30 protein-coding genes and 3 tRNA genes are annotated in these 23,616 nt (G+C 58.4%); 13 read left to right on the forward strand and 20 right to left on the reverse strand.

What is annotated here, in order from left to right; genetic code table 11:
- Nucleotides 1-297 precede the first annotated feature (297 nt).
- Nucleotides 298-1,623: a hypothetical protein gene (locus DS839_RS15740; RefSeq protein ID WP_119271398.1), complete on the forward strand. Its 1,326-nt coding sequence runs from the start codon at nt 298-300 to the stop codon at nt 1,621-1,623.
- 48 nt (nt 1,624-1,671) lie between these two features.
- Here DS839_RS15740 and DS839_RS15745 read toward each other — a convergent pair.
- A tRNA-Pro gene (locus DS839_RS15745) sits at nt 1,672-1,748 on the reverse strand.
- Nucleotides 1,749-1,944: 196 nt separating this feature from the next.
- Here DS839_RS15745 and DS839_RS15750 point away from each other — a divergent pair.
- Nucleotides 1,945-2,019, forward strand: a tRNA-Gln gene (locus tag DS839_RS15750).
- A 369-nt stretch (nt 2,020-2,388) separates the two neighbouring features.
- Here DS839_RS15750 and DS839_RS15755 read toward each other — a convergent pair.
- Nucleotides 2,389-3,015 carry a LysE family translocator gene (locus tag DS839_RS15755; RefSeq protein WP_119271399.1) on the reverse strand — a complete coding sequence of 209 codons (627 nt, stop codon included), beginning with the start codon at nt 3,013-3,015 and terminating at the stop codon, nt 2,389-2,391.
- Nucleotides 3,016-3,190: 175 nt separating this feature from the next.
- On the opposite strand from DS839_RS15755, the gene DS839_RS15760 reads away from it, so the two are divergent.
- Nucleotides 3,191-3,640 carry a carboxymuconolactone decarboxylase family protein gene (locus tag DS839_RS15760; RefSeq protein WP_119271400.1) on the forward strand — a complete coding sequence of 150 codons (450 nt, stop codon included), beginning with the start codon at nt 3,191-3,193 and terminating at the stop codon, nt 3,638-3,640.
- Between the two features lie 60 nt (nt 3,641-3,700).
- On the opposite strand, the gene DS839_RS15765 is transcribed toward DS839_RS15760, so the two are convergent.
- Nucleotides 3,701-3,889, reverse strand: coding sequence for a DUF1127 domain-containing protein (locus DS839_RS15765; RefSeq protein ID WP_162918564.1), 189 nt, complete (start codon nt 3,887-3,889; stop codon nt 3,701-3,703).
- A 223-nt stretch (nt 3,890-4,112) separates the two neighbouring features.
- Nucleotides 4,113-4,922, reverse strand: coding sequence for an imm11 family protein (locus DS839_RS15770; RefSeq protein ID WP_162918565.1), 810 nt, complete (start codon nt 4,920-4,922; stop codon nt 4,113-4,115).
- A gap of 326 nt (nt 4,923-5,248) precedes the next feature.
- Here DS839_RS15770 and DS839_RS36485 point away from each other — a divergent pair, with 326 nt between their 5' ends.
- Nucleotides 5,249-5,386 carry a hypothetical protein gene (locus tag DS839_RS36485; RefSeq protein WP_162918566.1) on the forward strand — a complete coding sequence of 46 codons (138 nt, stop codon included), beginning with the start codon at nt 5,249-5,251 and terminating at the stop codon, nt 5,384-5,386.
- A gap of 105 nt (nt 5,387-5,491) precedes the next feature.
- The gene (locus tag DS839_RS15780) at nt 5,492-5,707 is read left to right on the forward strand and encodes a hypothetical protein (RefSeq protein WP_119271404.1); all 216 of its coding nucleotides are present in this window, start codon (nt 5,492-5,494) and stop codon (nt 5,705-5,707) included.
- Between the two features lie 62 nt (nt 5,708-5,769).
- Here the strand turns inward: DS839_RS15780 and DS839_RS15785 are convergent, their stop codons facing one another.
- Nucleotides 5,770-6,264 (reverse strand): pyridoxamine 5'-phosphate oxidase family protein, encoded by a 495-nt coding sequence (locus tag DS839_RS15785; protein WP_119271405.1) that lies wholly within the window; start codon nt 6,262-6,264, stop codon nt 5,770-5,772.
- The gene (locus DS839_RS15790; RefSeq protein ID WP_119271406.1) at nt 6,225-8,531 is read right to left on the reverse strand and encodes a sensor domain-containing protein; all 2,307 of its coding nucleotides are present in this window, start codon (nt 8,529-8,531) and stop codon (nt 6,225-6,227) included. The genes DS839_RS15785 and DS839_RS15790 overlap by 40 nt, the downstream gene beginning before the upstream one ends.
- 211 nt (nt 8,532-8,742) lie before the next feature.
- Here DS839_RS15790 and DS839_RS15795 point away from each other — a divergent pair, with 211 nt between their 5' ends.
- The 3 genes from DS839_RS15795 (at nt 8,743) to DS839_RS15805 (ending at nt 10,189) form a co-directional block, all read left to right on the forward strand.
- Nucleotides 8,743-9,063, forward strand: coding sequence for a hypothetical protein (locus DS839_RS15795; protein WP_119271407.1), 321 nt, complete (start codon nt 8,743-8,745; stop codon nt 9,061-9,063).
- Between the two features lie 224 nt (nt 9,064-9,287).
- Nucleotides 9,288-10,016 (forward strand): class I SAM-dependent methyltransferase, encoded by a 729-nt coding sequence (locus DS839_RS15800; protein ID WP_119271692.1) that lies wholly within the window; start codon nt 9,288-9,290, stop codon nt 10,014-10,016.
- A gap of 96 nt (nt 10,017-10,112) precedes the next feature.
- Nucleotides 10,113-10,189, forward strand: a tRNA-Arg gene (locus tag DS839_RS15805).
- On the opposite strand, the gene DS839_RS36490 is transcribed toward DS839_RS15805, so the two are convergent.
- Nucleotides 10,190-10,582, reverse strand: coding sequence for a hypothetical protein (locus DS839_RS36490; RefSeq protein WP_162918567.1), 393 nt, complete (start codon nt 10,580-10,582; stop codon nt 10,190-10,192).
- A 351-nt stretch (nt 10,583-10,933) separates the two neighbouring features.
- On the opposite strand from DS839_RS36490, the gene DS839_RS15810 reads away from it, so the two are divergent.
- The 4 genes from DS839_RS15810 to DS839_RS36495 all read left to right on the forward strand — a co-directional run bounded on the left by DS839_RS15810 (nt 10,934) and on the right by DS839_RS36495 (nt 13,298).
- On the forward strand, nt 10,934-11,827 hold the full coding sequence (locus DS839_RS15810; protein ID WP_162918568.1) for a hypothetical protein: 894 nt from the start codon (nt 10,934-10,936) through the stop codon (nt 11,825-11,827).
- 429 nt (nt 11,828-12,256) lie between these two features.
- Nucleotides 12,257-12,532, forward strand: a complete 276-nt coding sequence (locus DS839_RS15815) for a hypothetical protein (protein WP_119271409.1) — start codon at nt 12,257-12,259, stop codon at nt 12,530-12,532.
- A gap of 91 nt (nt 12,533-12,623) precedes the next feature.
- Entirely contained in the window at nt 12,624-13,016 is a 393-nt protein-coding gene (locus DS839_RS15820; RefSeq protein WP_119271410.1) for a hypothetical protein, read from the forward strand.
- A gap of 114 nt (nt 13,017-13,130) precedes the next feature.
- Nucleotides 13,131-13,298, forward strand: a complete 168-nt coding sequence (locus tag DS839_RS36495) for a hypothetical protein (RefSeq protein WP_162918569.1) — start codon at nt 13,131-13,133, stop codon at nt 13,296-13,298.
- 404 nt (nt 13,299-13,702) lie between these two features.
- On the opposite strand, the gene DS839_RS15825 is transcribed toward DS839_RS36495, so the two are convergent.
- The 9 genes from DS839_RS15825 to DS839_RS15865 form a co-directional block, all read right to left on the reverse strand.
- Nucleotides 13,703-15,208 (reverse strand): hypothetical protein, encoded by a 1,506-nt coding sequence (locus DS839_RS15825; RefSeq protein WP_119271411.1) that lies wholly within the window; start codon nt 15,206-15,208, stop codon nt 13,703-13,705.
- Between the two features lie 54 nt (nt 15,209-15,262).
- Nucleotides 15,263-15,508, reverse strand: a complete 246-nt coding sequence (locus DS839_RS15830) for a hypothetical protein (RefSeq protein WP_119271412.1) — start codon at nt 15,506-15,508, stop codon at nt 15,263-15,265.
- A gap of 1 nt (nt 15,509) precedes the next feature.
- Nucleotides 15,510-15,737: a hypothetical protein gene (locus DS839_RS15835; RefSeq protein ID WP_119271413.1), complete on the reverse strand. Its 228-nt coding sequence runs from the start codon at nt 15,735-15,737 to the stop codon at nt 15,510-15,512.
- On the reverse strand, nt 15,718-16,056 hold the full coding sequence (locus tag DS839_RS15840; protein ID WP_119271414.1) for a PilN family protein: 339 nt from the start codon (nt 16,054-16,056) through the stop codon (nt 15,718-15,720). The genes DS839_RS15835 and DS839_RS15840 overlap by 20 nt, the downstream gene beginning before the upstream one ends.
- A complete protein-coding gene (locus tag DS839_RS15845; RefSeq protein ID WP_119271415.1) occupies nt 16,053-16,730 on the reverse strand; it encodes a lysozyme in 678 nt (225 codons plus the stop codon). Before DS839_RS15845 ends, DS839_RS15840 begins: the two co-directional genes overlap by 4 nt.
- Nucleotides 16,727-17,653: a S1C family serine protease gene (locus DS839_RS15850; RefSeq protein ID WP_119271416.1), complete on the reverse strand. Its 927-nt coding sequence runs from the start codon at nt 17,651-17,653 to the stop codon at nt 16,727-16,729. The genes DS839_RS15845 and DS839_RS15850 overlap by 4 nt, the downstream gene beginning before the upstream one ends.
- Nucleotides 17,654-17,683: 30 nt before the next feature.
- A complete protein-coding gene (locus tag DS839_RS36500; RefSeq protein ID WP_162918570.1) occupies nt 17,684-17,860 on the reverse strand; it encodes a hypothetical protein in 177 nt (58 codons plus the stop codon).
- 298 nt (nt 17,861-18,158) lie between these two features.
- Nucleotides 18,159-18,554, reverse strand: a complete 396-nt coding sequence (locus tag DS839_RS15860; protein WP_119271418.1) for a hypothetical protein — start codon at nt 18,552-18,554, stop codon at nt 18,159-18,161.
- Nucleotides 18,551-19,417 carry a hypothetical protein gene (locus tag DS839_RS15865; protein ID WP_119271419.1) on the reverse strand — a complete coding sequence of 289 codons (867 nt, stop codon included), beginning with the start codon at nt 19,415-19,417 and terminating at the stop codon, nt 18,551-18,553. Before DS839_RS15865 ends, DS839_RS15860 begins: the two co-directional genes overlap by 4 nt.
- Nucleotides 19,418-20,030: 613 nt before the next feature.
- Here DS839_RS15865 and DS839_RS15875 point away from each other — a divergent pair.
- On the forward strand, nt 20,031-20,540 hold the full coding sequence (locus DS839_RS15875) for a hypothetical protein (RefSeq protein WP_119271421.1): 510 nt from the start codon (nt 20,031-20,033) through the stop codon (nt 20,538-20,540).
- A 137-nt stretch (nt 20,541-20,677) separates the two neighbouring features.
- Here the strand turns inward: DS839_RS15875 and DS839_RS15880 are convergent, their stop codons facing one another.
- From DS839_RS15880 to DS839_RS15895, 4 genes are read right to left on the reverse strand one after another with little or no spacing between them, the layout of a single operon-like run.
- Nucleotides 20,678-21,793, reverse strand: a complete 1,116-nt coding sequence (locus DS839_RS15880; protein WP_119271422.1) for a hypothetical protein — start codon at nt 21,791-21,793, stop codon at nt 20,678-20,680.
- 40 nt (nt 21,794-21,833) lie between these two features.
- On the reverse strand, nt 21,834-22,196 hold the full coding sequence (locus tag DS839_RS15885; RefSeq protein ID WP_119271423.1) for a hypothetical protein: 363 nt from the start codon (nt 22,194-22,196) through the stop codon (nt 21,834-21,836).
- The gene (locus DS839_RS15890) at nt 22,197-23,195 is read right to left on the reverse strand and encodes a tail fiber domain-containing protein (RefSeq protein ID WP_162918571.1); all 999 of its coding nucleotides are present in this window, start codon (nt 23,193-23,195) and stop codon (nt 22,197-22,199) included.
- Entirely contained in the window at nt 23,188-23,601 is a 414-nt protein-coding gene (locus DS839_RS15895; RefSeq protein WP_162918572.1) for a GNAT family N-acetyltransferase, read from the reverse strand. The genes DS839_RS15890 and DS839_RS15895 overlap by 8 nt, the downstream gene beginning before the upstream one ends.
- Between the last annotated feature and the right edge of the window lie 15 nt (nt 23,602-23,616).

Here is a 23,616-nt window from a genome sequence, read left to right on the forward strand (position 1 = left end):
AGATGCCGATGGGATGGTTGCTACGCTCAAAAAGACAGCCGGGCTTGAAATCGCCGCGGCTGGACCCCCGTCATAGCAGCATTTGGCTCAATTGACAGCGCCTCCCTGTGGCGCGGGAACTCAGGGCTCATGCCTTGAAAAGGACGAGAGAGCGCCATTAAGGCGTAGTATCCATTTGAACAGAAACCGTTTCGGCAAGCGCCCGGCTTGCGGTTATAGTATGACGCGAATGACGGCGGCATCGGCATCTGGTTGCGGAGATCACGAGAGAAGCCGCTCGGTCAGAGGAGGCCTTGAATGATACGCAGTGCGTTTCTGGCACTGGCTGCCGCCGCGATTCTGGTGGTCACCCTGGGGTGGCAGAACATCACATCGCCCGGATGGGGCCAATTGCCGGTCGCCTGGAGCCAATTCTCGATCGACTGGGATCAATTGGCCGACTATTACAACCAGGAAAAGATCGAATTCCCGGGTGTCGTCAGCGACGAGGAGCAAATCAAGTCGCTGATCCCCAAGATGGTGGAAGCCGGAATCGGGCTCTCGACTTTGTCCTATGCGCAGACCCAGACGGACCGCGCGCGGCTGACGATCGAAAATCGCGAATGCATCAGCCCGAAGGCCAATCTGGACAAGACCGTGTTGTTCGTGCGCTCCACTTTGTCCGAGCCGCTCGATCCGATCATTGCCTTTCATGACCGCACTACGGCTCTTTCACCGGAGCTCAGCCTGTTTTTCCAGGATTATGGCTACGGCGCTCACACCCTCACCACCAATGCGCTCGCCGAACGGGTGACGGTCCCCTTGGTCGAGCAACCGCGGAAAGTGGTCGTGGCGGGTGGATCCGCAGCTTTCGGTCTTCTGCTCGACGATGCTAATTCGCTCGCCTCGCGCCTGCAGAAACGGGACAATAGCCGGCAATATGTCACGCTCGCCGTGCCCGAAGGTTCGGCGGAACAGGTCATCTGCAACCTGACCAAGGCCATACCGCGCTATCGCGGCCAGGTTGACGAGCTTATTTATTTCTACTCGGAAGCCGATCTCGATTCGGGAGACAGACTCGGGACGCCGGAAGAGGTGATCAGCGCGCTCAAAAATCTGGCGCAGAACGAATCGATCGGCAAGGTTACGATCTTCTATTCGCCGCTGATCTATAGCCTCGCCCCGCAATTCACCCGTTATCGAGGCTATGCCAGCGACCTCCTGCCGAATCGGCAAGGGGTCAAGGATAGGCTCAAGAAGATCGTCGCCGGCGCAGGGTTCGGCTGGCTCGATGTCGGGGAGGTCGCGCTCGAGGCCAGCAAGGCCCAAGGCACTGAATTCTCGGTGCTCAACAATTTCGCCGATGATCGGAACCTGTCGCTGCAGGGCATGAACAAACTGGTCGAGCGGCTCCTGGGGCCCGAGCCGCCGCCGCCGGCGCCGACACCCGTCAGCGCCGCACCGGCCGAGGAGACGGTGGCAGCCACCGTCGATCCGGGCCTCGAGAAGCGGGTGCAGAAGCAGACCGAGGCGCTGGAGGACATCCGGGCGGCGGCCGGTCGCGCGGCCAAGAACAACCGGCTGAAAAACGAGGTTGGCAGGATATTGGAGCGGCTCAAGAATGAGCTTGCCTCAGGCCAGTAAGGCCTGTGGACCAGCTAAGCCCAATGAAATCAATGGGATAGGGAAAACTGGTCGGAGTGAGAGGATTCGAACCTCCGACCCCCTGCTCCCGAAGCAGGTGCGCTACCAGACTGCGCTACACTCCGTTCCTTGAAACGCTGGCTCTTTGCCCCCGCAAACGCCTGCCGTCAACCCCCAAGAAAGAAACGGGACAAGCCCGTGGCCCTCATTGCGGTGCAGCAAGCGAGCCAGTATATGGTCCTCCGGCCAATCCTACCTCGCGCCTTGCGGCGCTTTGTAGGATGCCCTCCGAAGCTTTGGCGAGGAGGGTCCTCCGGCCAATGGGGCGTAGCCAAGTGGTAAGGCAGCGGATTTTGATTCCGCCATTCCCAGGTTCGAATCCTGGCGCCCCAGCCATTCGCCGCACAAGCCGGCTATTGGCGCGATGGCGCCGCGATTGCCCGTCGGATCGGCTCGCTCTCTCAATCCGCTCTGAAGATTTCGGCTCGCCTTTTTCACTTTCGACCAGAATTTGCTTCTCTCCTATCCAATTCCGGGCGGGAGTGTAGCTGCTCCGCAACAGTGACGCGGAAAAGCTCCAAAATCATCGGTTCTCCCTGATTTCGACCTACATGCATGCTATGCGACGCCCACTCGATCGGGTGTGGCGCCAGCAGCATCCCAGAGATATTCGAGGCCCGCGTGACCTTCGGTTCTTAACGCGCCCTCACCGAAGGCCATGCAGCGACGGGCCGGCCCAGCCGGCCCGTTTCATTTAGGAACGGTTCACCTATCCTGCAGGGCGAGGCGGATTCCCAGAGCGCAATAAATGCCGCCGACCACCTTGCCCTGCCAGCGCGCGACAAATGCATTGCGGCGCAGTAAATGGCTGATCGAACCGCCTGCTAACGCGTAGGCCGTCGAACTTACGGCTCCGAGAAGCACAAAGAGGAAGCCCAGAAATGCGAGCTGCATGGGCACGGCGCCATTACCGGGATGCACGAATTGCGGAAGAAAGGCCAGGAAGAATAGCGCCGATTTCGGATTCAAAAGCTCGGCGACGACAGCCTGCCGGTAAGCTTGCGCGATGGAGATGCGGGGAGTTTGGATGAGCGAGCCGATTTCGGTCTTCTCACAGATCGCCCTGATCCCGAGATAGATCAAATAGACCGCTCCGGCGTATTTGATGATGGTGAAGAGCAGCGCCGATGCGGCAAGGATCGCCGAAAGCCCGAATACCGCCATTGCCGTATGAGCCATATCCCCCGTCGCGATGCCGAGACCGGTCGCAATGCCCGCCCGGGGACCTGAGCTCGCCGAACGCGCCAGGGTCAATAGCACGGCCGGCCCGGGCAGGAAGACAAAGCCGGTCAGCACGGCGAGATATGTCAGCAAAGTAGCCTGGTCGATCATCCGGGAACTCCCCTCATGTCTTCCCCTTATAGCTGGCCCATGGGCCCGTGAGGAGCGTTCCTTAAGGCCAGCGGGTCTTGGCATCCAAAAATCTTTCCGGCGCACGTCACGATCCCCTGCCCTGTCTCGTCTTATTCTCGAAGACACATCAAACCGACAGCGAAAGGACATGACAATGAAAGCCCGAATGAAGAACGTCGTGATGTTGTTTCCCGACGTGCTGCAAGCGATGCTGGCAGTCGATAAAGCCACCAGCGGCATAGATTTCGCGACTCGCAAGCTGGTGCATTTGCGTGCCAGCCAAATCAATGGCTGCGGGGTATGCGTCGATATGCATGCGCGCGAACTGAAAAAAGCGGGCGTCACCGATGAGCGCATCTTTGCCGTAGGAGCATGGCGCGAGACGCCCTATTTCAGCGGCGCCGAGCGCGCCGCACTGGCACTCGCCGAGGCGGCGACACGCCTCAATGACAGATCGGATCCGGTACCCGACGACATCTGGGTCGAAGCAACGCATCATTATGATGAGTCGGCGCTTGGTGCCCTAGTTGTCCAGATCGCGCTGATCAATTTCTGGAACCGGCTCAACGCCACGACGCGGCAGATTGCCGGGCAGTGGAAGTGACCGGCCGGGGGCGCAGCGGCCACAGGCAGCAGCTGCGCCCCCGCTATCCGGCTTCCGGGATCATCCCTTGGTGAGGCGGTCGATGTCGCTCCGCGAGATACCAATATCGTGCAGCATCCGCTCATCGAGCGCGTAGAGCTGGTGGCGGGCCGCCCGCTTCACGTAATGCCGGCGAATCCGCTCGAACAAGCCGAGCGAGGATTTGCCCCCGGCATTGGACGTGACCCTACGGGAAAGATGCGTGAACATTTGGCTCTCCTGAAGCAAACTGATGGCTGGCGTTCTTAGGTGCCGCCGCATCAATCCTGGCTGAATGATCCGTTCATCTGGGCTTCAGGATATCCAATATCCATGAATCTCCGATGACAAGCCTCGCTCTGAATCAATTGATATTGTTGAGATCCAGTCGTCTTGTCTGCCAACGCGGCTACGGGACACTCAACCCTTGGCAGATACGCAAAAATCGCACGGATCAAGCGTCAGGCCGTGCGCGTACCAGTCCGACCTCAGCGAGGTAATAGCCCTGCGGCAGGAAATCGCCGAGCTTGGTCACGAGTTCGCCTGAGATGAAGCAACCCGACTTGGCCCGCTTGTCACAGAAGAGATGACGTGCGCCGACGCGCCCTATGTCCAGCGAGACTTTATCATCCGTGGAAGCACGGACCCAGTAGGTCGTACCGTCCTGCCGCACGCCTTTGCGGAAGCCGCCGAGCTTCGGAACCGTGCAATCGGTATGTTCGAGGAATTGCATGAAGTAATAGCGATAGGACGTACCGCCCTCCGCCTGGACGATTTCAAGCGGATAGAAAGCATGACGCCCTTCTTCCAGGGCAGTGATCGCCTTCATCACCCGGTCGGACACGACATTGACATGCATGATCTGTGAGTATTCGGGCAGCGTCTTGGGCGCGGTCTTCTTGAGTTGCACGCGCTTGATCACATGCTCCGGTTCGACCGCATTGTAAGGCCAGAGATGAAACACATCGTGCGGCTTGTAGCCGGTGCCGTTGCGAAGCTGGTAGGCCTCAATCCGACGCGTCTTCAGCCGCGCCTCTTCATCCGCATCCCAGGTCACATGATCGTGGAGCGGCCGCGTGCGGTTCTGATAGGTTTCGAGAATCTCGAAAAAGCGCCGATCGGTGCATTCGATGAAATCCGGGGCGGAGAATGACGGACTGGCCTGTGGCGGAAGTGGAGGCGGAGCCGTTACCGCGGCCGTCACAACCGCTTCGGGTGCCGGCGACTCCTTGGTCCCGAACAGGCTTCTCAGAAACCCCATCATCTACTCCCACTAACCCACTCGTGATCAGGCCTGACAAGCCTGCCATGAGTGGCATTATCCGCGACAATTTTTGACTTTGGGTTAATGCAAGGTGCATGCCGCGGGAACCATCCGCGGTGGCAATTGTTACTCAAAGATGAAACGCGATCTGAAACCCGCCGAGGCACGTCAGGCGGTAAACGTGCCACCCATGAAATATGTGTTGGGTTTCGGCACGGCTGGCGCCGCTATCGGACTCCTGGCGGCGTGGGTTCTGCTCGGCGGCTAGAAAAATGCCGGCACGCTCCGTCAATGAGGCGAGAATAAAAGCCGCGCACGACGCGGCCATGACCATTATCGCCGCGGAAAAGAAAAGGCGCGATGAAAAGACGGCACGGCTGCGCGCGGCCCGCGAAGCTGCTGAAAAGGTCGTCAAGGAACAAGGCATCAAGGCATCGCGAGCGCGGGGGAAAGTAAGGCCATAAGTTGGGCAATCACCAAAAATGACATCTGATCCATTATTGGCTGTTTCGCTTCCCAGTTGCGCATTCTGCTGATAGGCTCCCCGCCCGGACACTAGGGAGGCCTGCATGAGCAAAAGCAAACTGATCTGGAGCGAGGAAGATCATTCGGCCAAGGCTAACTTCACCATAGACCATGTCGGTCGCCTCAATTTCGAAGTAGCTTCCGACCTACCGGGAGCTGGTCTGGACCAGCCTGCTGCGGAGCGTCGAGCCTTGGCGCTTCGTCACGCAAAGCTCTTGGTGCGTAATCTGGCAAACGAATTGGAACGGCAATCGCCGTAACGCCGTCATCCGACAGACATCAGATGTAGGATCAGTCCTGTGAGCGGCTCGGCTCACTGCACTTACGCGGCGGCAGTGGGAAAATCCGGTCCGGTTTTGAAATAGGACATGTCCCGCGCAACGGTGCTCACCGGCGTAATGCGGATCATCAGATCCAAGGGCTCAACGATCTGGGCCGTGAACCATTCATTCCATTCGCTCGGCACCGGCCCCAGATAACGTTCGAGCAGCCGGCGAAGCCGCGCTTTGTCGAGGGGAAGAATATCGGCTCGCCCCCTAATCCCGACATGACGCAGAATTCCCCGCGTCACGTCAAACTCCACGATACCAATCGCACAACGCGGCTCGGCGCGAAGCCTTACGGGGTAACTATCTTCGCTGTTCGCAATAAGCCAGACAGCGCCCTCTTCCCATAGGAACCAGACCGGTGAATCGCGTGGTCCATCGGGACTGCCGGTGGCGAGATGCGCCATCAACGGCTTGGCGAGCATTTCGGTAGGATCGAAGTCCATCTTGTCTAAATCGATTGAGGTGGTGCCGGAAATTCTTGTGCGCATTTCCTTTCAAAGAGCTCCTCCGCCGTCACCGGCTTGCTGAAATAATATCCCTGATATTCGTCGCACCCATTCGGCCTCAGGAACTCGATCTGCTCCAGCTTTTCCACCCCTTCAGCGAGAGTGCGGAGGTTGAGCTGGCGACCCAGTGAAATGATGGCCTTCGCGAGCGCGGCATCGTCTTGATTGAGCGGCAAGCCGCGGATGAACGACTGATCAATCTTGAGGCGCGTCAGCGGAAAACTCTTGAGGGCGCTCAGATTGGAATAGCCAGTGCCGAAGTCGTCGATGGAAAGCTGCACGCCCATTTCCTTGAGCCGGTGCATGGTCATCGTGGCGTGCTGAATATCCTGCATGATGAGGCTCTCAGTGAGCTCGAGATCGAGATATTGCGGATCGAGATCACTGGCGGTGAGCGCCGCCTCGACACGCTTGATCCAATTATCCTCCATAAACTGACGGGCTGATACGTTTATCGAAACACCAATTTTTCGCTGTTCCCTCTCTTGCCACGCCTTGCATTGACTGCACGCCGTATTGAGCACCCATTCACCGATCTCGACGATGCGGCCGCTATCCTCAGCCTCGCGGATGAACTGGGTGGGATAAATGACCCCCAAATGCGGATGCTGCCAGCGAATGAGCGCCTCGGCCGCAAACATCTCGCCCGTGCGCAGGTCGAGCTGAGGCTGATATAGCAACCTGAATTCTTGACGCGAGACCGCGTTCTTGATGCCTTCCTGCAGCATCAGCCGGGCTTGCGTCCTCTTTTTGAGCTCGCCGGTATAGCGCTGGAGATTGTTGCGACCAGACTCCTTTGCGGCATACATCGCCGCATCGGCATTGGTCAGAAGCGTTTCGACGTCATCGCCGTCAAAAGGATAGATGACGAGGCCAGCGCTGCAGGTGATCCGCAAGGTATGGCCGCAGACATGGATCGGCTCGGCAAGTCTTGTCTCCAGCCGATGAAACCAGGCCTCCGCGTCCGGGGGATCAAGAAACAGGATGACGAATTCGTCACCGCCCAGGCGCACCACCGTGTCGCTCGCCGTCACGCAGGATGTCATGCGCTGCGCCACAATCTGCAGCACTTCATCACCGGCATTGTGACCAAGTCCGTCATTGATGAGCTTGAAATTGTCCAGATCGATGAAGGCAACGGCAAGGTTTGATTTGAAGCGGCCGGCATAGAGCAGCAATTGGGCCAGCCGGTCCTTGAGCAAGGTGCGATTGGGAAGTCCGGTCAACGCATCATGATGCGCCAGATGATGGATACGCTTCTCGACGATCCGGCGCTCGATTGCGATACCGGCAATCCTGCTGGCGGCTTCTACAAGGCTGAGCTCGAAGCCACTGGGGGAACGAGCTACGCGCGAATACATGGCGAAAGTGCCGAGCACATTACCCAGATGCGACAATATGGGGGTTGACCAGCAACTGCGAAAGCCAAAGGGAGCCACAAGCTGATGGTAATCGGCCCACAAGGGATCGTTCAGGACATCCGTCACGATCACGGTTTCGCGCCGGAAGGCGGCGGTGCCGCAGGACCCGACGCTCGGGCCGATGGCAATGCCGTCGATGGCCTGATTGTAGCTCATCGGCAGGTTCGGCGCCGCTCCGTGCCTGAGCCTGAGTTCCTCATCGAGCAGGAGGATCGAACCGGTAATGCCCTCAAGCTGCCCTTCGATGAAATGGATCGTCTCCTTGAGCACATCCTCGAGGGCGATATCGGTCGCGATCATCTCGAGGATGCGCCCCTCACCGCTGCGCAGAAAGTCGCTGCGCTTGCGGTCGGTGATGTCGCGGCACATGCCAACGATGCCCACGATCTCCTGGGCGGCGTTGCGCAGCGGCAGCTTGGTCGTCGAGAGCCATTTCCTGACGCCTGCCGACGTTATGAGAAGCTCTTCAAAGTCGATAAGCGGCTCGCCCGTCTCAATGATGCGCCGGTCATCCGCCATGATCTGCTGGGCAATTTCCGGTTTGACAAAATCAAGATCGGTCTTGCCGATGAGATCGGCGGCCGTTGCGAGGCCAAGATCAGCGGCCACGGCCTTGTTCGCGATCACAAACCGGCTCGCCAGATCTTTGACGAACAAATAGTCCGGCAGGAAATCCACAATCGTTCGAAGGAGATTCGAATCCTCAATAACCTTGCCTGAGCTGATGAGCTCGGAGAGCTCAATCTGCAGGTCCATATTGGCCCGGGCGAGACGTTTCGTCAGAACGCCTATTTCCCCGGTTCCTGGATTTCGCGTATCGGGAATCATCTTTCGCTGTCCCGCAATCCCCGAGAAAGTTTATCACGAATGCCCACCTTGAGTGGCCAGGCAGGCTTTAGCGGTTAATAACTCAAGGTTGTACCTTTTGCAAAAGGGACCTATTGACCGATGTGTGTGAGTGTCGCGCCTCCTTGATCCGAGGACGCTCATCGATCACTTCTTACTGTGAGCTCACACACAACGAAGGCGCAATAATCTCATGTCCACGACGCCCGACCATCCTCCCGGTCCGTCGGGCCAGCAAGAGCCCGTCGAAACCGGACTATCGCGTATCAGCCTGGGCAAGATCATTGGCGGCACAGCAGCGCTCGCCGTCTTGACGGTGATGGGGACGTACATTTTCGGCGGATTTAACGGCCTAAGCGCGGGCGGTGCGATGGCCTTGATCCTGGGGGTTACTCTATCTTATGCCCTGGGCGTCGGGCTGATGGTCGCTATCTTTCACAGCAACCGCTTCTATGACGAAAGCGCCCATCATGCTGCTCTGGATCATTTCAAGGATCGACACAAAGACATCTGAAAGCCGGAATTTTCGGACCGGCCGCGCGTCACGACCCATCGATGCGTCGGAGCAGCTTGTTCGAACATCACGCTCAGATCATCGATTTCTTCACCGCTCAGGCTTCTCTGTGGCATAGCTTCTTCTGGCTGTGCCGATGTGCGCTCCGGTGACGAACAACCCTTCCGATCCTTCCCCGAATACCGGCAAGATTGCCGAACTTCGGCTTCGAGCATGAGATCACCATGACCCAGAATATCTACGACAATCCCGAATTCTTTGCCGGCTACAGCCAACTCGAGCGTTCGAAGACAGGTCTCGCCGGCATGGCCGAATGGCCAGCGCTCAGGGCACTCCTTCCCGATATGAAAAACAAGCATGTGGTCGACCTTGGCTGCGGCTATGGCTGGTTCTGCCGTTGGGCCCTGAACGCGGGGGCGCGTGACGTTCTCGGCATCGATGTGTCGGAGAAGATGCTGGCGCGCGCACTCAACGAGCCCGGACAGGATGGCATCACCTACCAGCGCAGCGATCTCGAAACGTTGATGCTGCCCGAAGCGGCATTCGACGTCGCGTACAGCTCGCTGGTGGTTCATTACGTGGAAAACCTCGAGCGCCTCTTCAATGTGATCCACCGGGCACTCCTGCCTGGCGGCAGTTTTGTGTTTTCCACCGAGCATCCCATCTACATGGCGCCGCGACGTCCCGAATGGCAGATCGATCAGGAAGGACGCAAGACATGGCCTCTCGATTCCTATCTGATCGAAGGGCCGCGGAGCACGAACTGGCTGGCACCCGGCGTCATCAAGCAGCATCGCATGATGGGAACGATGCTCAATCTTCTCATCCGCACGGGCTTTGTTGTCAGGCATGTGGAGGAGTGGCGGCCGAGCGACCAGCAAATCGTGGAACGGCCGGAATTTGCCGAAGAACTCGAGCGCCCCATGTTCCTGCTTGTCGCTGTGACCCGATAGCTCTCTTTAATTAATCGACTATTCAGTCTATTATTATCTGCATCTTGCACGGCAAGGTCATTGCGGGGCGGCAGGTGGCGGACTAGATCACTGCGGGGCCCCGTAGCTCAATTGGATAGAGCATCAGACTTCGAATCTGAGGGTTGGAGGTTCAAATCCTTCCGGGGTCACCATTATTGCAGGAAGTCTCGTCGTGAGGACCGGGCGGTGAGTAGATCGAGGCAACCTGAACGACAAATGATCCGGAGGCGGGAACTGCTCCCATGCGCAAGCCCGACCCAACCAAATGGCCGCCGGGCGTGCGCGCCATAACCGCCGATGAGCTTCATGCCATAGGTGTCGATCAAAGAGGCGATCTTCACTGACATGGCAAGCACGTCCAAATAAGGCAACCCATTGGTGCTGGATTGCCGGCACAGCCTGCTTGCCGCCGGCGCCGCACTGTCAGCGATCGCGCTTGGACTTACCGAGATCATCCGGTTCTGTTTCGAGATGGCAGCGCGCTGAAGTCTGCCCTCCTCCCAAAAGCGCGACATCGCTGTGATGATAGTGCTTCTTGAAAGCATTGCGCCCCAAGGTCGCCGATCCTGCCGGCAAAAGCGGCGGCGGCGTCATCGGCATGAGCGGTTAGTGGCTGTGAAACAACAAACGCCGACAACACGGCGAGACCCGAAGCAAGACTGGGGATGCTATAAACGCCGTTGTGACCTCCGCTCGATAAGGCATCTCGACCATTGTCGACAGGCGCCGCGGAGAATCAGCGGGGCGGTCTCCAGGCGGCTTTTGCACGATAATCACAACCGCCGCCGTTCCCTGTTGATAACTTTCCGCTTGGATACCGGACCTCCTAAATCATTGAGTCTGCGGGTTAATTCCGGTGATTCGGGCGTCAAAGTTTCGCCACAGCCGGATGAGAAATGAAGGCCGGTAATATTGATGAATATTTGAAGTTTATTAGCATTCTACGGAATGTTACTTTCATCTGGCCACGGACGAGACGACAGATGCCTTTGGCGAAAGCCTTGAAGCGCATGGGAACGGAAGAGCCGAAGCTGCGAGGGTCTCTGGCCTGCGCAGTTGTCGTGTTTGGATTGTTCGGCGCTGCGCCTGCCTGGGCCGAATGCCAGAGCCCGTCCGTCGATGCCGGTTCCACAACGACGACCGTTTACCCCTGCCGGGAGGAGAGCGCCACCGGGGGACAACAGCCCATCATCGTCGATACAGGCAAGGCAGATTCGGGCAATTCAAGTGTCGTCGAGCGCGGATCCGCCGATGTTCCCTGGTTCGAGCCCAAGCCGACCACGACCGCAGATCCCATAGGGCTGCCAAAGACAGCTTCCGAGAACGAGAAGAAGCAAAAGCCGGCGAACGAGAAGAAGCAAGAGCCGGCGGCGGCAAAGGAAGAGATCGTCAAGATAGAGCCCGTTCCTGTGGAACCGCCTGAAAAGACGGAAGCCGAACCAACTGATGCCAAGGCCAAGGTCACGAAACAAGAAGCGACAGAAGCCGAGCCGGCCAAGGCCAAGGCCACGACAACCCGGAAGAAGGTAACGAAGGCGAAGTCAACGAAGACGAGGGTTGCCAAGGCCAAACGGACCAAAGTGAAGCTGGCCAAGACCAAGCGAACCAAGGCCGTGGTCGCGCAGGACAAGCCGACCAAGACTAAGATCAAGGCGGTAAAGGCCGAACCGGCGGAGCCAAGGCCGGAGCCCGCCAAGACCGAGCCGGCGAGAGGCGACGACAAGGTCATCGTCATGACCAAGAAAGACATGCCGCTCGGAAGCCGCATCAAGAATTGGTTTGGCTTTTAGTATCTCCTTCTATTGCGGGCACAGGCGACGATGAGCCGGCCTGTCCCAGATTGAAACCACGCGCCGCGGGTTCCCGCAGACACAATTGATTTGCTTCACAGTCGCCACGGCATCGGCGACGAATGCGCTGCATCTGAACATTCAACTGGCCTATTGGGAACTGCGACAACATCACGGAACCGACCTTGACGCTTGAACCATTTCGAGGCGATCTCGAATAAATTTTTTGTGGCCGAGGCGGCAAAGAGACTGGTATTACCTCAGGGAATTGTTATCGTAGTGTCTTGCTGGCATGCCAATTGGATGAGGCCCGATTTGGCAGAGCAGTGGTGGCCCTTAAGGCCCATCTTGTAAACGGTCCGGTGATTCGGATGCCGGTCTGTCCAGCAACGCGGCCTCAAAGTTTTTGACCGAGGACGGAAACTTAAGATGACGACCATGTTGTTCGACACGACGCGCGAACGCTCCAAGCTGTTTACACATCTTGCCATTTGCTGCCTGGTGGCAATTCTAGGGATAGGCGCCTATCTCTATTCGGCGACGCTTGGCGTTAACTATACGCGCGAGCGCGACAATATCGGCAATACCTATTGCCTGTACTGGATGCCCTTTTCCACCTTCGAGAATACCGTGGAAGACGAAGGGAATGTCTTGTCGTGCCCCTATCTCGCAAAGCCCGGACAGCGGCCTGGCGCACAGACATAGGGCAACCCGGGTCTCGAAAGACCCTGCCTTCCAGCCTCCTGCCACAGGCAAAGGTTGACCGCGCCCTGAAAGCCGGGCTACGGGGTCAGCCATGACTGCGTTTGAACCCAATGGCATCGGCGAGAGCCAAGTCGCCACGGACGGAAAGACGATTTCCATCACCCTCGACACGGCCGATTCCGGCCTCATCACCCTCAACCTGCCCCTGTCGCTGAGCGGGCATTTGATCCGCGTCTTGACCGCGCGGACGCGCGAAGCCCATGAAAGGCTCAGGAAAGCCGGCGAAAACACCGATTTCCTGAGCGAAATCGCCGATGTGACGACGCTGAGCGTCGGCGGAACCGAGAAACATGCGCATCCGATCCTCAGCCTCGAGACCAAGGACGGGGTGGTGACCGCCTATCATGTGCCAGCCAACATCCTACAGAGGCTGGCCATCGGCCTGACGAAGCTTTTCTCCGACGTCGCTGCTCGCCGCGGATAGACCTGGCGCCGCCAGCCCGGCAACACCGATGCTCCAAGACGCGCCAGATCCTCCTAACCCGTACCTTCGGCAAGCTGACGCACCGTTTCGGAGGCGAGCGAGCTGCCGAGCCACATGACGACGCTGAGCGTCGGCGGAACCCAGAAACACGCGCATTCGATCCTCAGTCTTGAGACCAAAGACGGCGTGGTGACCGCCTATTCCGTGCCGACCAACATCCTGCAGCGGCTGGCCAGCGGCTTGACGAAGCTGTTCTCCGACGCCGCCGCTCAGCGCGGATAAATCTAACGATTTGCCAGCGAACCGGCGGTCGCTCGTGCCCACAGTATGTCTGCGCTTTCCTTTGCGGCGATGGGTGGGCCGTAAACGCCGCCTCCATTGCGAGATCAGCAGTTTTCTCTTATATAGGCAGTTCGTCAGCCCATGATTGAATACTTCGATCTCCTTAACCTTAGGATGCAGCGCTGACTACGGACGGATGAGTCTGATAAAATGAGTAATAGCGCTACCGCGACAAAAAAACTGCTTTATGCGCTGCCCGACCTTGGCTGGATTATGCTTTTCTGCATCCTAGCCTTTACTATGCATGATCTAACGATCGTATGGGTGCAGGTGATCGCACTCTTGACCTTTCCCTCCATCTGGAGTCCGGTTTCGGAGTGGCTGTTCAGGCGGTCAAACGAGCATCAGCAAGCGATAGGTTGGAGAGATCCCGTATATTTGGCCATTGCCCTTGTTGCGGTTGTGCTGGCTTCACTTGCGGTTGGATGGGCCGTGGATGGGATGGCAGAACTTCTCGGCCATTGGGTGCGGATAACCTGGGTCCTTCTCGGCGCGGCACTTGCAATTGTCGCAATGACTCGTCGTGCTCGAGAGAAACACTCACAAGTTTCGGATAGCCAGGGGAAATAGCTGGTCTCATTGGCCGGCCCGAATCGCTCGTTCTGCAGCAGTGCACGAATGAGGGTTTGCCGGGCCTCGGCTCGATCTGCTCCAGGCTTTACACCATTGCGGATTTCTCTCTCGGCATTTCGGACATTGCGATTGGATGTTGCACGGGCCAGCAAAGCAGCAGCTGGCCCGCTCGCTCGCGAAAGTGTTGGCAATGCACCTACACCTCCTCCTATCAGTGTCCCTATTGCTCCGCCGGTGACGGCTGTCGACGCGTCACCAAGCAATAATCCCGCACTTCCACCGATCTGACCTCCTGTCTTACTGCTGTCTTTGACATTTTTAATGAACCTCTCGATCTCGTCCGGAAATGGCAAGGGCAAAGCCGATTTTCGCTCAACCCAGCGCGAAGTCCTTTCTACGAGATCATCACCGCCCGCGCGCCGCACCGCGGCCTGCTCTGAAGGTGAAAAATGCCTTATCCCTTCAGGCGTCATCTTCCCAGACGGATCGGCCGCTTCGTCGAGGATCGCACCTTTCTTCGCCTGTGCGGCCGGCACCTGTCTTTGACGCAGTGCGTCGGCGAAGCGCTCAGGATTTCTTTCCCCCACCTTTGCTATGCGCGCTTCGGCCTCATCGAGCAGGTCATCCCAATATTTCGTCGGGTGCGGCATGCGCGGACCAGGTCGCCCAAGGCGCGGCCTGCCGCCCGTTAACACCGATGCACCAAGACGCGCCAAATCCTCGTAGCCCGTACCTTCGGCGAGTTGGCCCGCCGCTTCGGAGGCGAGTGAGCTGCCGAGCCACATGGCCCCTTTGCGCGCCAGGCCGGCGGGTCCGGTCACGAAGCTTGGCGCGAGCTCGCCCATGGTACGGGCATATTTGCCGGCGGTCGTGCGCGGCTGATGCTTGAACAGGCCTTCGGAATTCAAGCCGAACCCTCTGGTATAGCCGTTCATCGCCTGAAGCGTCTCATCCGAAGTCGGGAGATAATCGTCGACCGCCTTCAGTTGCGTATCCAGCCAGGCGCGATGCTCCGGCGTGTCTTCAATGACCCCTGCCTTGCGTCCGACCCAGTCGCCGCCGCGGGTCGCCATGTCGATCGCCGCCATGGGAAGTCCGACCACGCCGGCAACGCCTTCGCCGACACCGGTCAATCCGCTGCGTGCGACATCTTCGAGGACATCGATCTCGCCCTTCCTGCGCATCTCGCGCTCGCGGGCTTGCGCAAATTCAAAGGCCTTTCGGCGATCGGGGGTTACGAGCATTATGATGATCCTTTCGTCGATGATGCCGGTCATTCAGGGAGGAGAGGTGCCTATAAAGCGAGACCGCCTCTCCAGTTTGCCTGCTCCCTATTGGTGGATGCGGCGGACACTCGCGCGCCAAAGGATGTCGGCGATCTTCCTTTCGGCGGCGGCGATAGACTTCTCTTCCATGCCGGGGAAGGCCACATGCAAGGCCTCGTGAACGAGCGTCGACAGCCATTCCCGGGGTTTCTGGCGCTGCTCTATTTCGATGATGCCCTCGTCCAGGAAGACACGGCCGACGGCGCGCTGACGCTTCAGCTTGCGCTCCACGATCCTGACCTTGCGAGGCATGTCATTTCCCGGCGGCCGTCTGGCGCAGGCGCAGATACCACGCCTTGCTCTTGCGCAAGCGCGAGTTGGCTTGCTTGAGGGCCATGCGGTCGCGCGCCAACGCGTCGCGCGCATCCTGCTCGGCCCTGAGCTTCTGCACCGGCACGGGCGCCATGAAGGACGGCGGCTTGGGCAGTCTCGTGCCCGAGGCGTCGATGACGGGAACCGACCTATTGCAGGCGCTCAGCATCAGGACCAAGCAGGCACTTGTCAGGACGTTTCGCGAGTTCTTCAAGGTAAGCATCGATCACCTTCTTCTGCTGTTCGTTTTCCTGCTCCAGTTCGGCGCGCAGCCGGTCTTCTGCTTCATCCGCCTCCTTCTGGACTTTCAGCTCGAGCTCGAGTCTCACGATCTTCGCCTCGAGCTGCTTCGCCTTCCACAAGCTGTCGGCGAGGGAATAGCCGAGGCCATAGACGTAAAAACTCCAGGCCGCGAAGGCGACGACGGCGCCGATCGCGAGCCAGGCCCGCAGCGAAAGACCGCTCAGGCCAGAAACTATCCAGCTCATCCGAACAAGCGGTCCCACAGCCGCTCTCTGCGGTCCTCGCCGATCGCCCAGAGCGTCGCCACACCCGCAATGCCGATGAGGGCGCCGATGACGAGAAGACCGCGCCAATCGAGAAACGAGGACAGGCCAAGCCCCAAGCTCGATGCAAAGCTGTCGGCCGCACCGGCGAGTGCTGTGCCGCCGATCGTGCCGTAGGCGCCGGCAACGGCCCATTTGGCGGGCGTCGTCCCGCCTCGCGAAAGGAACAGCCGCTTCTCGGCTGCCCTCCGCCGCGTGAGACCGGGAAGAACCCTGCCGCCGGCCTTGTTCCAGGCGAGGAACGCCTCGGCCGCCCTCATTTCCTCGCCGATATTGAAGGCACGGGCGACGCTCGATCGCGTGAAATTGCCGGGCCCGATGTTGAAGCAGAGGCTCACCATCGCGTCGAACTGATTTTGCCTCGGCGGGCGTGTGACCACCTTGTCGACGACGCGCTCATATTCGATCAGATCCTGGGCGAGTATCGCTTCAGCCTCGAGCCTCGTGATGCGCATGCCGGCCGCAGGTCTCGGCGAGCCTGCCTGCGCCGTGTGGCCGTAACCAATGGTCCAGATGCCGAGGGAATCCTGGTAGGCTTCGAGGCGCAGACCCTCATATTGCTTGATCAGGGCGAGGCCCCGTGATCCGGTCTTCATTGGGCCATCCTGTCCATGATGCGCTGGAAGATGCGCGGCCATGTCTCGAGGTCCATGGTCATGACGTGACCGGGACCGCTGCTCATTCTCTCATCAATCTTCGTCGCACCGTCCTTGGCGATGCCCGGACCGTTTGCGTCCTTGAAGCCCTTGTCCTTCAAGAGTTTCTTGGTTGCCGCGATCGGAACGACAAAGTTGATCCCGGCACCACGAAGGCCGGCGTCAAGCGTGCCGACAATCTGCCCCTGCTCGTTGAGGACCGAGCCGCCGGAATTGCCGCCGATAGCCACGGCATCGATCTGAAAGACCTTGATCTTCTTGCCGCGGCCGAAGTCGAGCGTGCGTTCGGTGGCGGAGACGATACCTTTGGTGAGCGAATTGTCGAACTCGACGCCGGGATTGCCCACGACATAGATGGTCTCACCGCGCTTGAGCCTGTAGTCATCGGGCGCAAGCGTGGCGGCATAGCTTAGGACATATTCCGGGTCGACGATCTGGAGAATAGCGACGTCGTTCTCGGGGTCTCGCGCCCATATCTTCGCCGTCAGGCTTTGCCGGGAGACGATCTCGTAGTTCTTGACGATGTTCTTGGAGACGACCAGATCCAGGCGGCGCTCGACGGTGGCGGTCGTGACCACGCCGGTGATCGGATCGACGAACTCCTTTTGCTCGCGGCGAATCCGGTTCCTGACGCAATGGTCCGCCGTCAGGATGAATCGGTTCAGGATTGAGATCACCGTGCCGGAGCAGAAATCCCCATCCTCATCACCAACGAGGACGTTAGCTTTGTCTATATAGTCGTTGATGGCGTCAATGCTCCATTGCGGGGCGGCCTCTGCTGCCGAGCAGGACTCGATATCGATGAGCACGGCCATGATGCCGAATGCGCAAAGGGCCGCGATCAGCCACTTCTGGACTGTCATGTGAATGTTCCTTTTGGGAGAGATTGGAGACTAGTGCTTCGGCTTCCGCCAATCCCGCAGAAGCTTGATGATCTGGAGGACGGCAAGCAAAAGACCGAAAATCGGGAGCAACAGCGCGGCAGCAGCGGACACGTCAAACAACATCCTGATCCACCAGGGAGAGACGATTGCCGCGCCGGCAATGGCGAAGTTCGCGAGAGCGGTCATTGCTTATCCCACCGTGAGACCGACCATGGTATTGCTGTCGTTTTCTCCCCAACTCGCCTGAATTGATACTCCATTGCCGCTCTGTTTGGGGACGTAGGCTGCGGATGTCGGCTCGTAAAACAGGTCACCATCATCCTCATCTTCGAAGTATTGTTCGAAAAATTCGGTAGCGCCTGTCCATGAGCAGTTGGGGATCACATTTATCGAGGAGCTGCGCCGGGAAAGGAAGATCCCATAACCATTGGCTGGAAAATCCATGGAGAGTTGGAGCGGCTCGGCCTCTTCCGTGCTTGCAGTGTCATGGGCGGTTCCTCCGCCCTGCAAATTGTCGAGTGCTATGCACCATTACACTACGCACTGCATGGCTGAAGGTAGCGACGACAACGGCGGCGCTGCCTGTAGGGACAGTGGCGGACGCGATCGCAAGAATGATATCGTCGCCATTATTGTGCTGCACCTCGATGGTGGCCGAAATCCCGCCGATCGTCACGGAATTAAGGGCGGCGGGACCAGGCGATACGAGTCCCAGTTCAGCGGAGATGAGCGCATAGACCTTTCTTGTCGCCGAGGCGGTACCGATCGGCCTTGCATCGCTGGTGACCAGCACATTGCTTGTTGTGCGCGTATACCAGCTTGTGTTGCGCTCCAGCTCGGCGACGCCAGCGCCGGCGAAGAAACCCGGAGCCGTCATCATGGCACGATGTCTCCGATGAGCAGCCATTCATCGGTCGCGATCTTGATCAGCGATCCGGCCGAATACTGCGTGCGCGCCTTGTAATTGTTGGCGGGGCGAAGCGTGACGCCGGCGCCCTGCGTGAAGGTGATCCGGCCTATGCCCTTCTGCCACCAGTCGATCTTCGACTTCACCGGGAAGGCGACCGACGAATTGGGCGGCACGGTCCAGGTGATGGCGGAGGCATTGCTGCCCGAGACCAGGCGACCCTTGTCGGTGAGCGCGAATGTATAGGTCGTGCCGGTCTGGTCATTGACGGCCGAATACTCGCCTAGTGGTTCAAATGATGTTCCACCGACATTAGGGTTCAGCAGGATCACATCGGTGCCGTTGTAGACGCAATCGCAGATGTGGCCCGCGCCCGTGATGTCGCCGATCGCCAAGGCAACGCCGTTCAGCTTCTTGATCGTCTTCGCGCCCAGGCCGTCGACACTGATGGTCGGATTGACGGACGTATTCATCGCACCAGCGGTGAAGCGGAAGCGCATCTTGGCGGTGTAGGCCGTGAAGGTCGGCGCGAAGATGGCGGTGATGGCATCGGCGGAGCCGCCGACCGAGGCAGCATGCGCAACGATGTCAGATTGCACCTGCCCCAGATTGGCGCTGTCGGTCGCCGCCGTTCCCGCGCCCTGATTGGTGAACTTGAAGCCGCCCATGGGCTGATTGGCCTGCCAGGGCGCCGTGCCGTTCACATTGATGCTGTTGGTCATCGCCTCGGCATTGTCGGCGACATAGGCGTTGTATTTGGCGCTTTCGATGGGCGTGTTGGGCGTGGCCGTTGTGCCGGCCGGCGGGCCGTACACGCCCGATCCGTTGCGGGGCATGGATTACCTCATAGGAAATGATAGGGGCACTCAAAGAACGTTTGAGCGGCGGGACGACTCGGCCTAATCTTTGGGCATCCTCGCACCGAGGTCTCTGCGACCGGGCTATGATACGCCTGCCTCTCAAAGAGACACCCTTGGTGCCTGCACAAGGTAGCGGGAGCGCAATCGAATACCTCGTGGCCCTCAGACGGTCGCGCCGTTCCTTAAGCCGATCAGGCAGGGCTCCGAGGACCCGCCCAAGGCAGTTCGCGACTGTCGAGGGCGGGCCGATGCTGCCACGAACGGCGGTTACCCGTTCGGTGGCCATGACCAACAGCAACCTTACGGTTCTGTGGGCTCACGGACCAGAAAGGTTCAGGGCAATGCGCCCGACCAAGCTGGTTGTTATCGAGGTCCGCCTCAATGTCGCCCTCTGTCTCTTCGGGATAGCGGCGATTATTACGGCAATCCTCGCTTAGCAGGGAGGCTGCTCGGCCAACGCTGGGTGGCCTTTCCCTTTCTGTTGGCCGTCTTCTTTGGCTCTGTGTCGGAATTTCAGCGTGCGGCTTGTGCGGTGTATGAGCATGCCACTTTAAATTCGTCGCGTCTTTCATCTTCGGGAGTCTTTGCCATGACTCACGTCCCGACTTTCAATTCCCAGCAGGAATCGGAACGGATCTATATCGTTTGCGGTCGGATCGCCATCTATTGGGGGCCTGTTGAGCTAAGCGTTGAAGGCGTCCTTACCAAGCTTCGGAATAATCTTCGATATGGGCAAACCCCTGGCAGCTTCCTATGGTCAATACCCTTCCCGAAACAGTTTGGGAGGAAGGTCGAGGAAATCAAGCTTCACCTGAAATCATCACCCAAATACGCCAACGTAAGAAGTGAGGCCGCCCCCCTACTCATTCGTTGCTACAATGCCTTTCAGGTTCGAAACCATGTGGTTCACAGCGTCTGCCAAGGGACGGACTCAAAGGGAAGGGTGATTTTCGGAACCTCGGATCACAAGAAGGGCAAATCGTATGTTGAGGTACGGCTCAGTCCCAAACAACTCGAAAACGCCGCTGTGGCCATGCTGCGCCTGGTTGATGAGTTGAAGAAGCTACACGATCAATTGCACAATCCGGCCTTGCGGTAAATTTCACAATCTTCCGGGATTAAGAACAATGCTCGAAAGTCTTAGGAAGCAGTCTCACTTGATGCTGGAAGTCTTCTTATGGCCTTAGGTTCCTGGTGAGCATTGCGCTAAGTAGCGTTGAACCCATCTAGCAAAAATCACACTCGCTTCTTTGGATAGAATAACGCTGGCTCCGCTCCAAGCTTTTCACAGTACTCCATCGCCGTATCACGGGCGACGATCCAATACGGATTTGCAGCGACCGGGACATTGTTGGTTTTTGCTATGGCGTCTTTGATAACTTCGCCCAAATTTTCTCTGACTACTTTCAATCCACCGGACTCAATATCGCGGCTTAGCGCCTCGAAGCGGTCGCGAGCTTTTTGCGAAGGCAAAGGCAGACTTGGTAAATAGCATTCCCACAAGCATGCAATCTCGTAGAGTTTGAACCTGTCGAGCGCGTCCCATTTGTCCCAGTCGATCGGGTTAGAAACTTGGCGGACCGTCACATGCGGCGGTTTGATTTCTTGCTTTCGTATTACATCCAGATATTCCCTAACAATCGGGTCTATGTCAGCGTGTGTAAAGGACCGTCGGTACTTTTTGTCGTGGTACTCAAAGAAGAAAGTAAACGGAACAAACTTCGAAAGAAACTTGTCTACCGGCATGGGCTTTCGGTCAGGCGAAAAAAAGGCGTGAGTGGCTATACTCGCGCCAACCGGTATCGGATTTATCTCATCACCGGAATAGAAGGAATCGCCAATCTTGAAGTAGAGTGGATATATATCGTTGGTGGTGTCCGACCTGACATAACCGTGGGCGTTTGTGATTGGGTCGCCCGTTAGGTTTTTTCCGTACGCATAGAAATCATGGACAACAATTGCCCCTTGTGGCGCACTCATACCGATGAAAGGGTAGTTCTTGTGTAGGTCAAAATTCCATTCAAGGTCAGTCTTGGGTCGTTTCTCGACCGCGTTCCCCTCTATCGTTTTGGTCGTGTCCGGTAATAGCGCAACGGGTTGCTGAGGCGACGGCAATGACGAGGTGTTATGGATAGCACGCGCGATTATGAAACCTCCAAGCAGTGCGCTCGCGAGAGAGCCCAATCCGCTACTCAGGAAATTGGAAACCTGTGGCCAATGAGCGAGCATAAATTCCATGTCACCCGCCTTGCCTATTAGCCATAGCGTCGGCTTCCACAGAACAATGGCCGTGCCCAGAATTCCCAGTGGCGTTTGTATCGCCGCCAATAGACGACGGATGGCCGCAAACATGCCGGACTCATATCATACCCTCTCTCCCTACCCCAAGGGCTTACGTCCGGTTCAGCTGTTGCTTATAGAGAGCTTTGGCAATGGAACGCTGGCCCGGGTTGACCCAGGGATTTGCGAGGACACTCGCGACGGTGCCGGCGTCCGGTGCCTGCTTCTTTCGCAGGGCTTCGATGAGCGGCGCGAAACTGGTTTCCGCTCTCGCCTTCCCGTCTATTCCAGCCTGGTCAAGCTGGCCCTGCGCGACCCGGCTGCTGATGGCGCCGACGAGCTTATTGGCTCCGTCCCACATGTTGCGAGTGGGCTGGTTAAGCTGGCGCGCGACCAGCGCCCGTATCAGCGCGCGGCGATCGGCCAGTTCATCCGGTGAATTGATGGCGTCATTGCCAAACAGGTTGAATGCCATTTATGCAGTCCTCACACGTTCGCCAAGGCGAAGCGCCTTGCGATAGTCGACCATCTTGAAGCCGCCCGGGCCTTTGACGACCGCTTCCGGCTTCGCCTTCTCGACCTCCTGGGCGATGAGACCGAGGCGCAGCGGACCGCCGCCCTTGTAGCGATAGCTGTAGATGCCGAGATCATCGGAAGTCTCGCCAACCTTGTGGATGTCTTCCTTCAGCCGCTTGTCGGAATAGGCTATCGCCGTCCCCGCGAGGCTGAGCAGGCTGCCGAGCCTGGCATCGTTTTGAGCCTGCTCTTGCTGATGTGCCGCAAACTGGTTCTGATAAGCATTGTCAACCATTTGAGCCAAAGGCACGCCATCGACGCCGGCCTGTGGCGTGTTGCTGACGAAACTGGGCTGGCTGACCTGGGAACCCGAGAGCAGCGCCGTGGTATAGTTGAGATCCCGGGCGTGATCCCGATCTGCTTCCGCATAGGCTTCGGCGCGGCTGGTCAAGGCGTGCTGATTGTAGGCGTCGTTTTCGTTCTCCCCCACTTGGCGCATGAGCCGATCATAGGCATCAGACCCCAGGCGAAGACCGCGATTGGCGGCATCGGTTTCAGCCTGGCGACGCGCTTCCGCGAGACGCGGCGCAAGGCGCTTGTTGCCGAGATCGAAGAGCCGCGCCTCCACCTCCTCATCGACCTTGAAGGGCTCCTTGTTGATCCTTCCCGACAAGTAGCTGGCAGCATTGGCGAGATTGTATTTGGCGGCATCGGCCTCGTTCTTGATCCGCTTCTGGGCGTCAGACAGGGTCGTGGTCGCGGTGTAGATCGGGATATCCCGCCCACCCACTTTCTGCTTTCCCGTTTCAGTGTAGATAATCGCCCCATCATCCGTGACCTGGTTGGTGCGGTTGATGGCGTTTTGAGCCAAGGCTGTGTCGATGTTCATCTGTGCTTGAAGCCTCGCCGTCGCCTTCGGATCAGGCGGTTTCGGGGCCTTGCTGCTCTTGCTACCCATGAATGTGTTCCTTATGAAAACCATTCGCACGCCACGCTTCCGCGGTGAGCGCCGAAATGATGCCGTCCATGCCGCGGCCAAAGAGCCGCGGTACCGTTACTTGCTCGAAACCATAGGCCCTAATGATGCGCACCGCGTTTTTCAGCCCGGCCGGTGTGCGGGCCACGGCGAGCTGGCAGCCGAGTTGATCGAAGACATAGGAGAAAGCCGCATAGAGAACCGGCCGCGTCAACCACCTCCGGTTATTTCCAGCAAAGCTGATCTCGATCACGCCGGCCTTTGGATTGTAGTTGTGGAACACGAACCCGCCGACGAGACGAGCGCCGTCCGTCACGCCAATGGCCGTGCAGCCGCCAAAATCCTCGCGATCGCAATCTTCGATGAGAGCTGAAACGAGCATCGCCACAGCTTCATCATTGCC

The sequence above is a fragment of the Taklimakanibacter deserti genome (assembly GCA_003574785.1).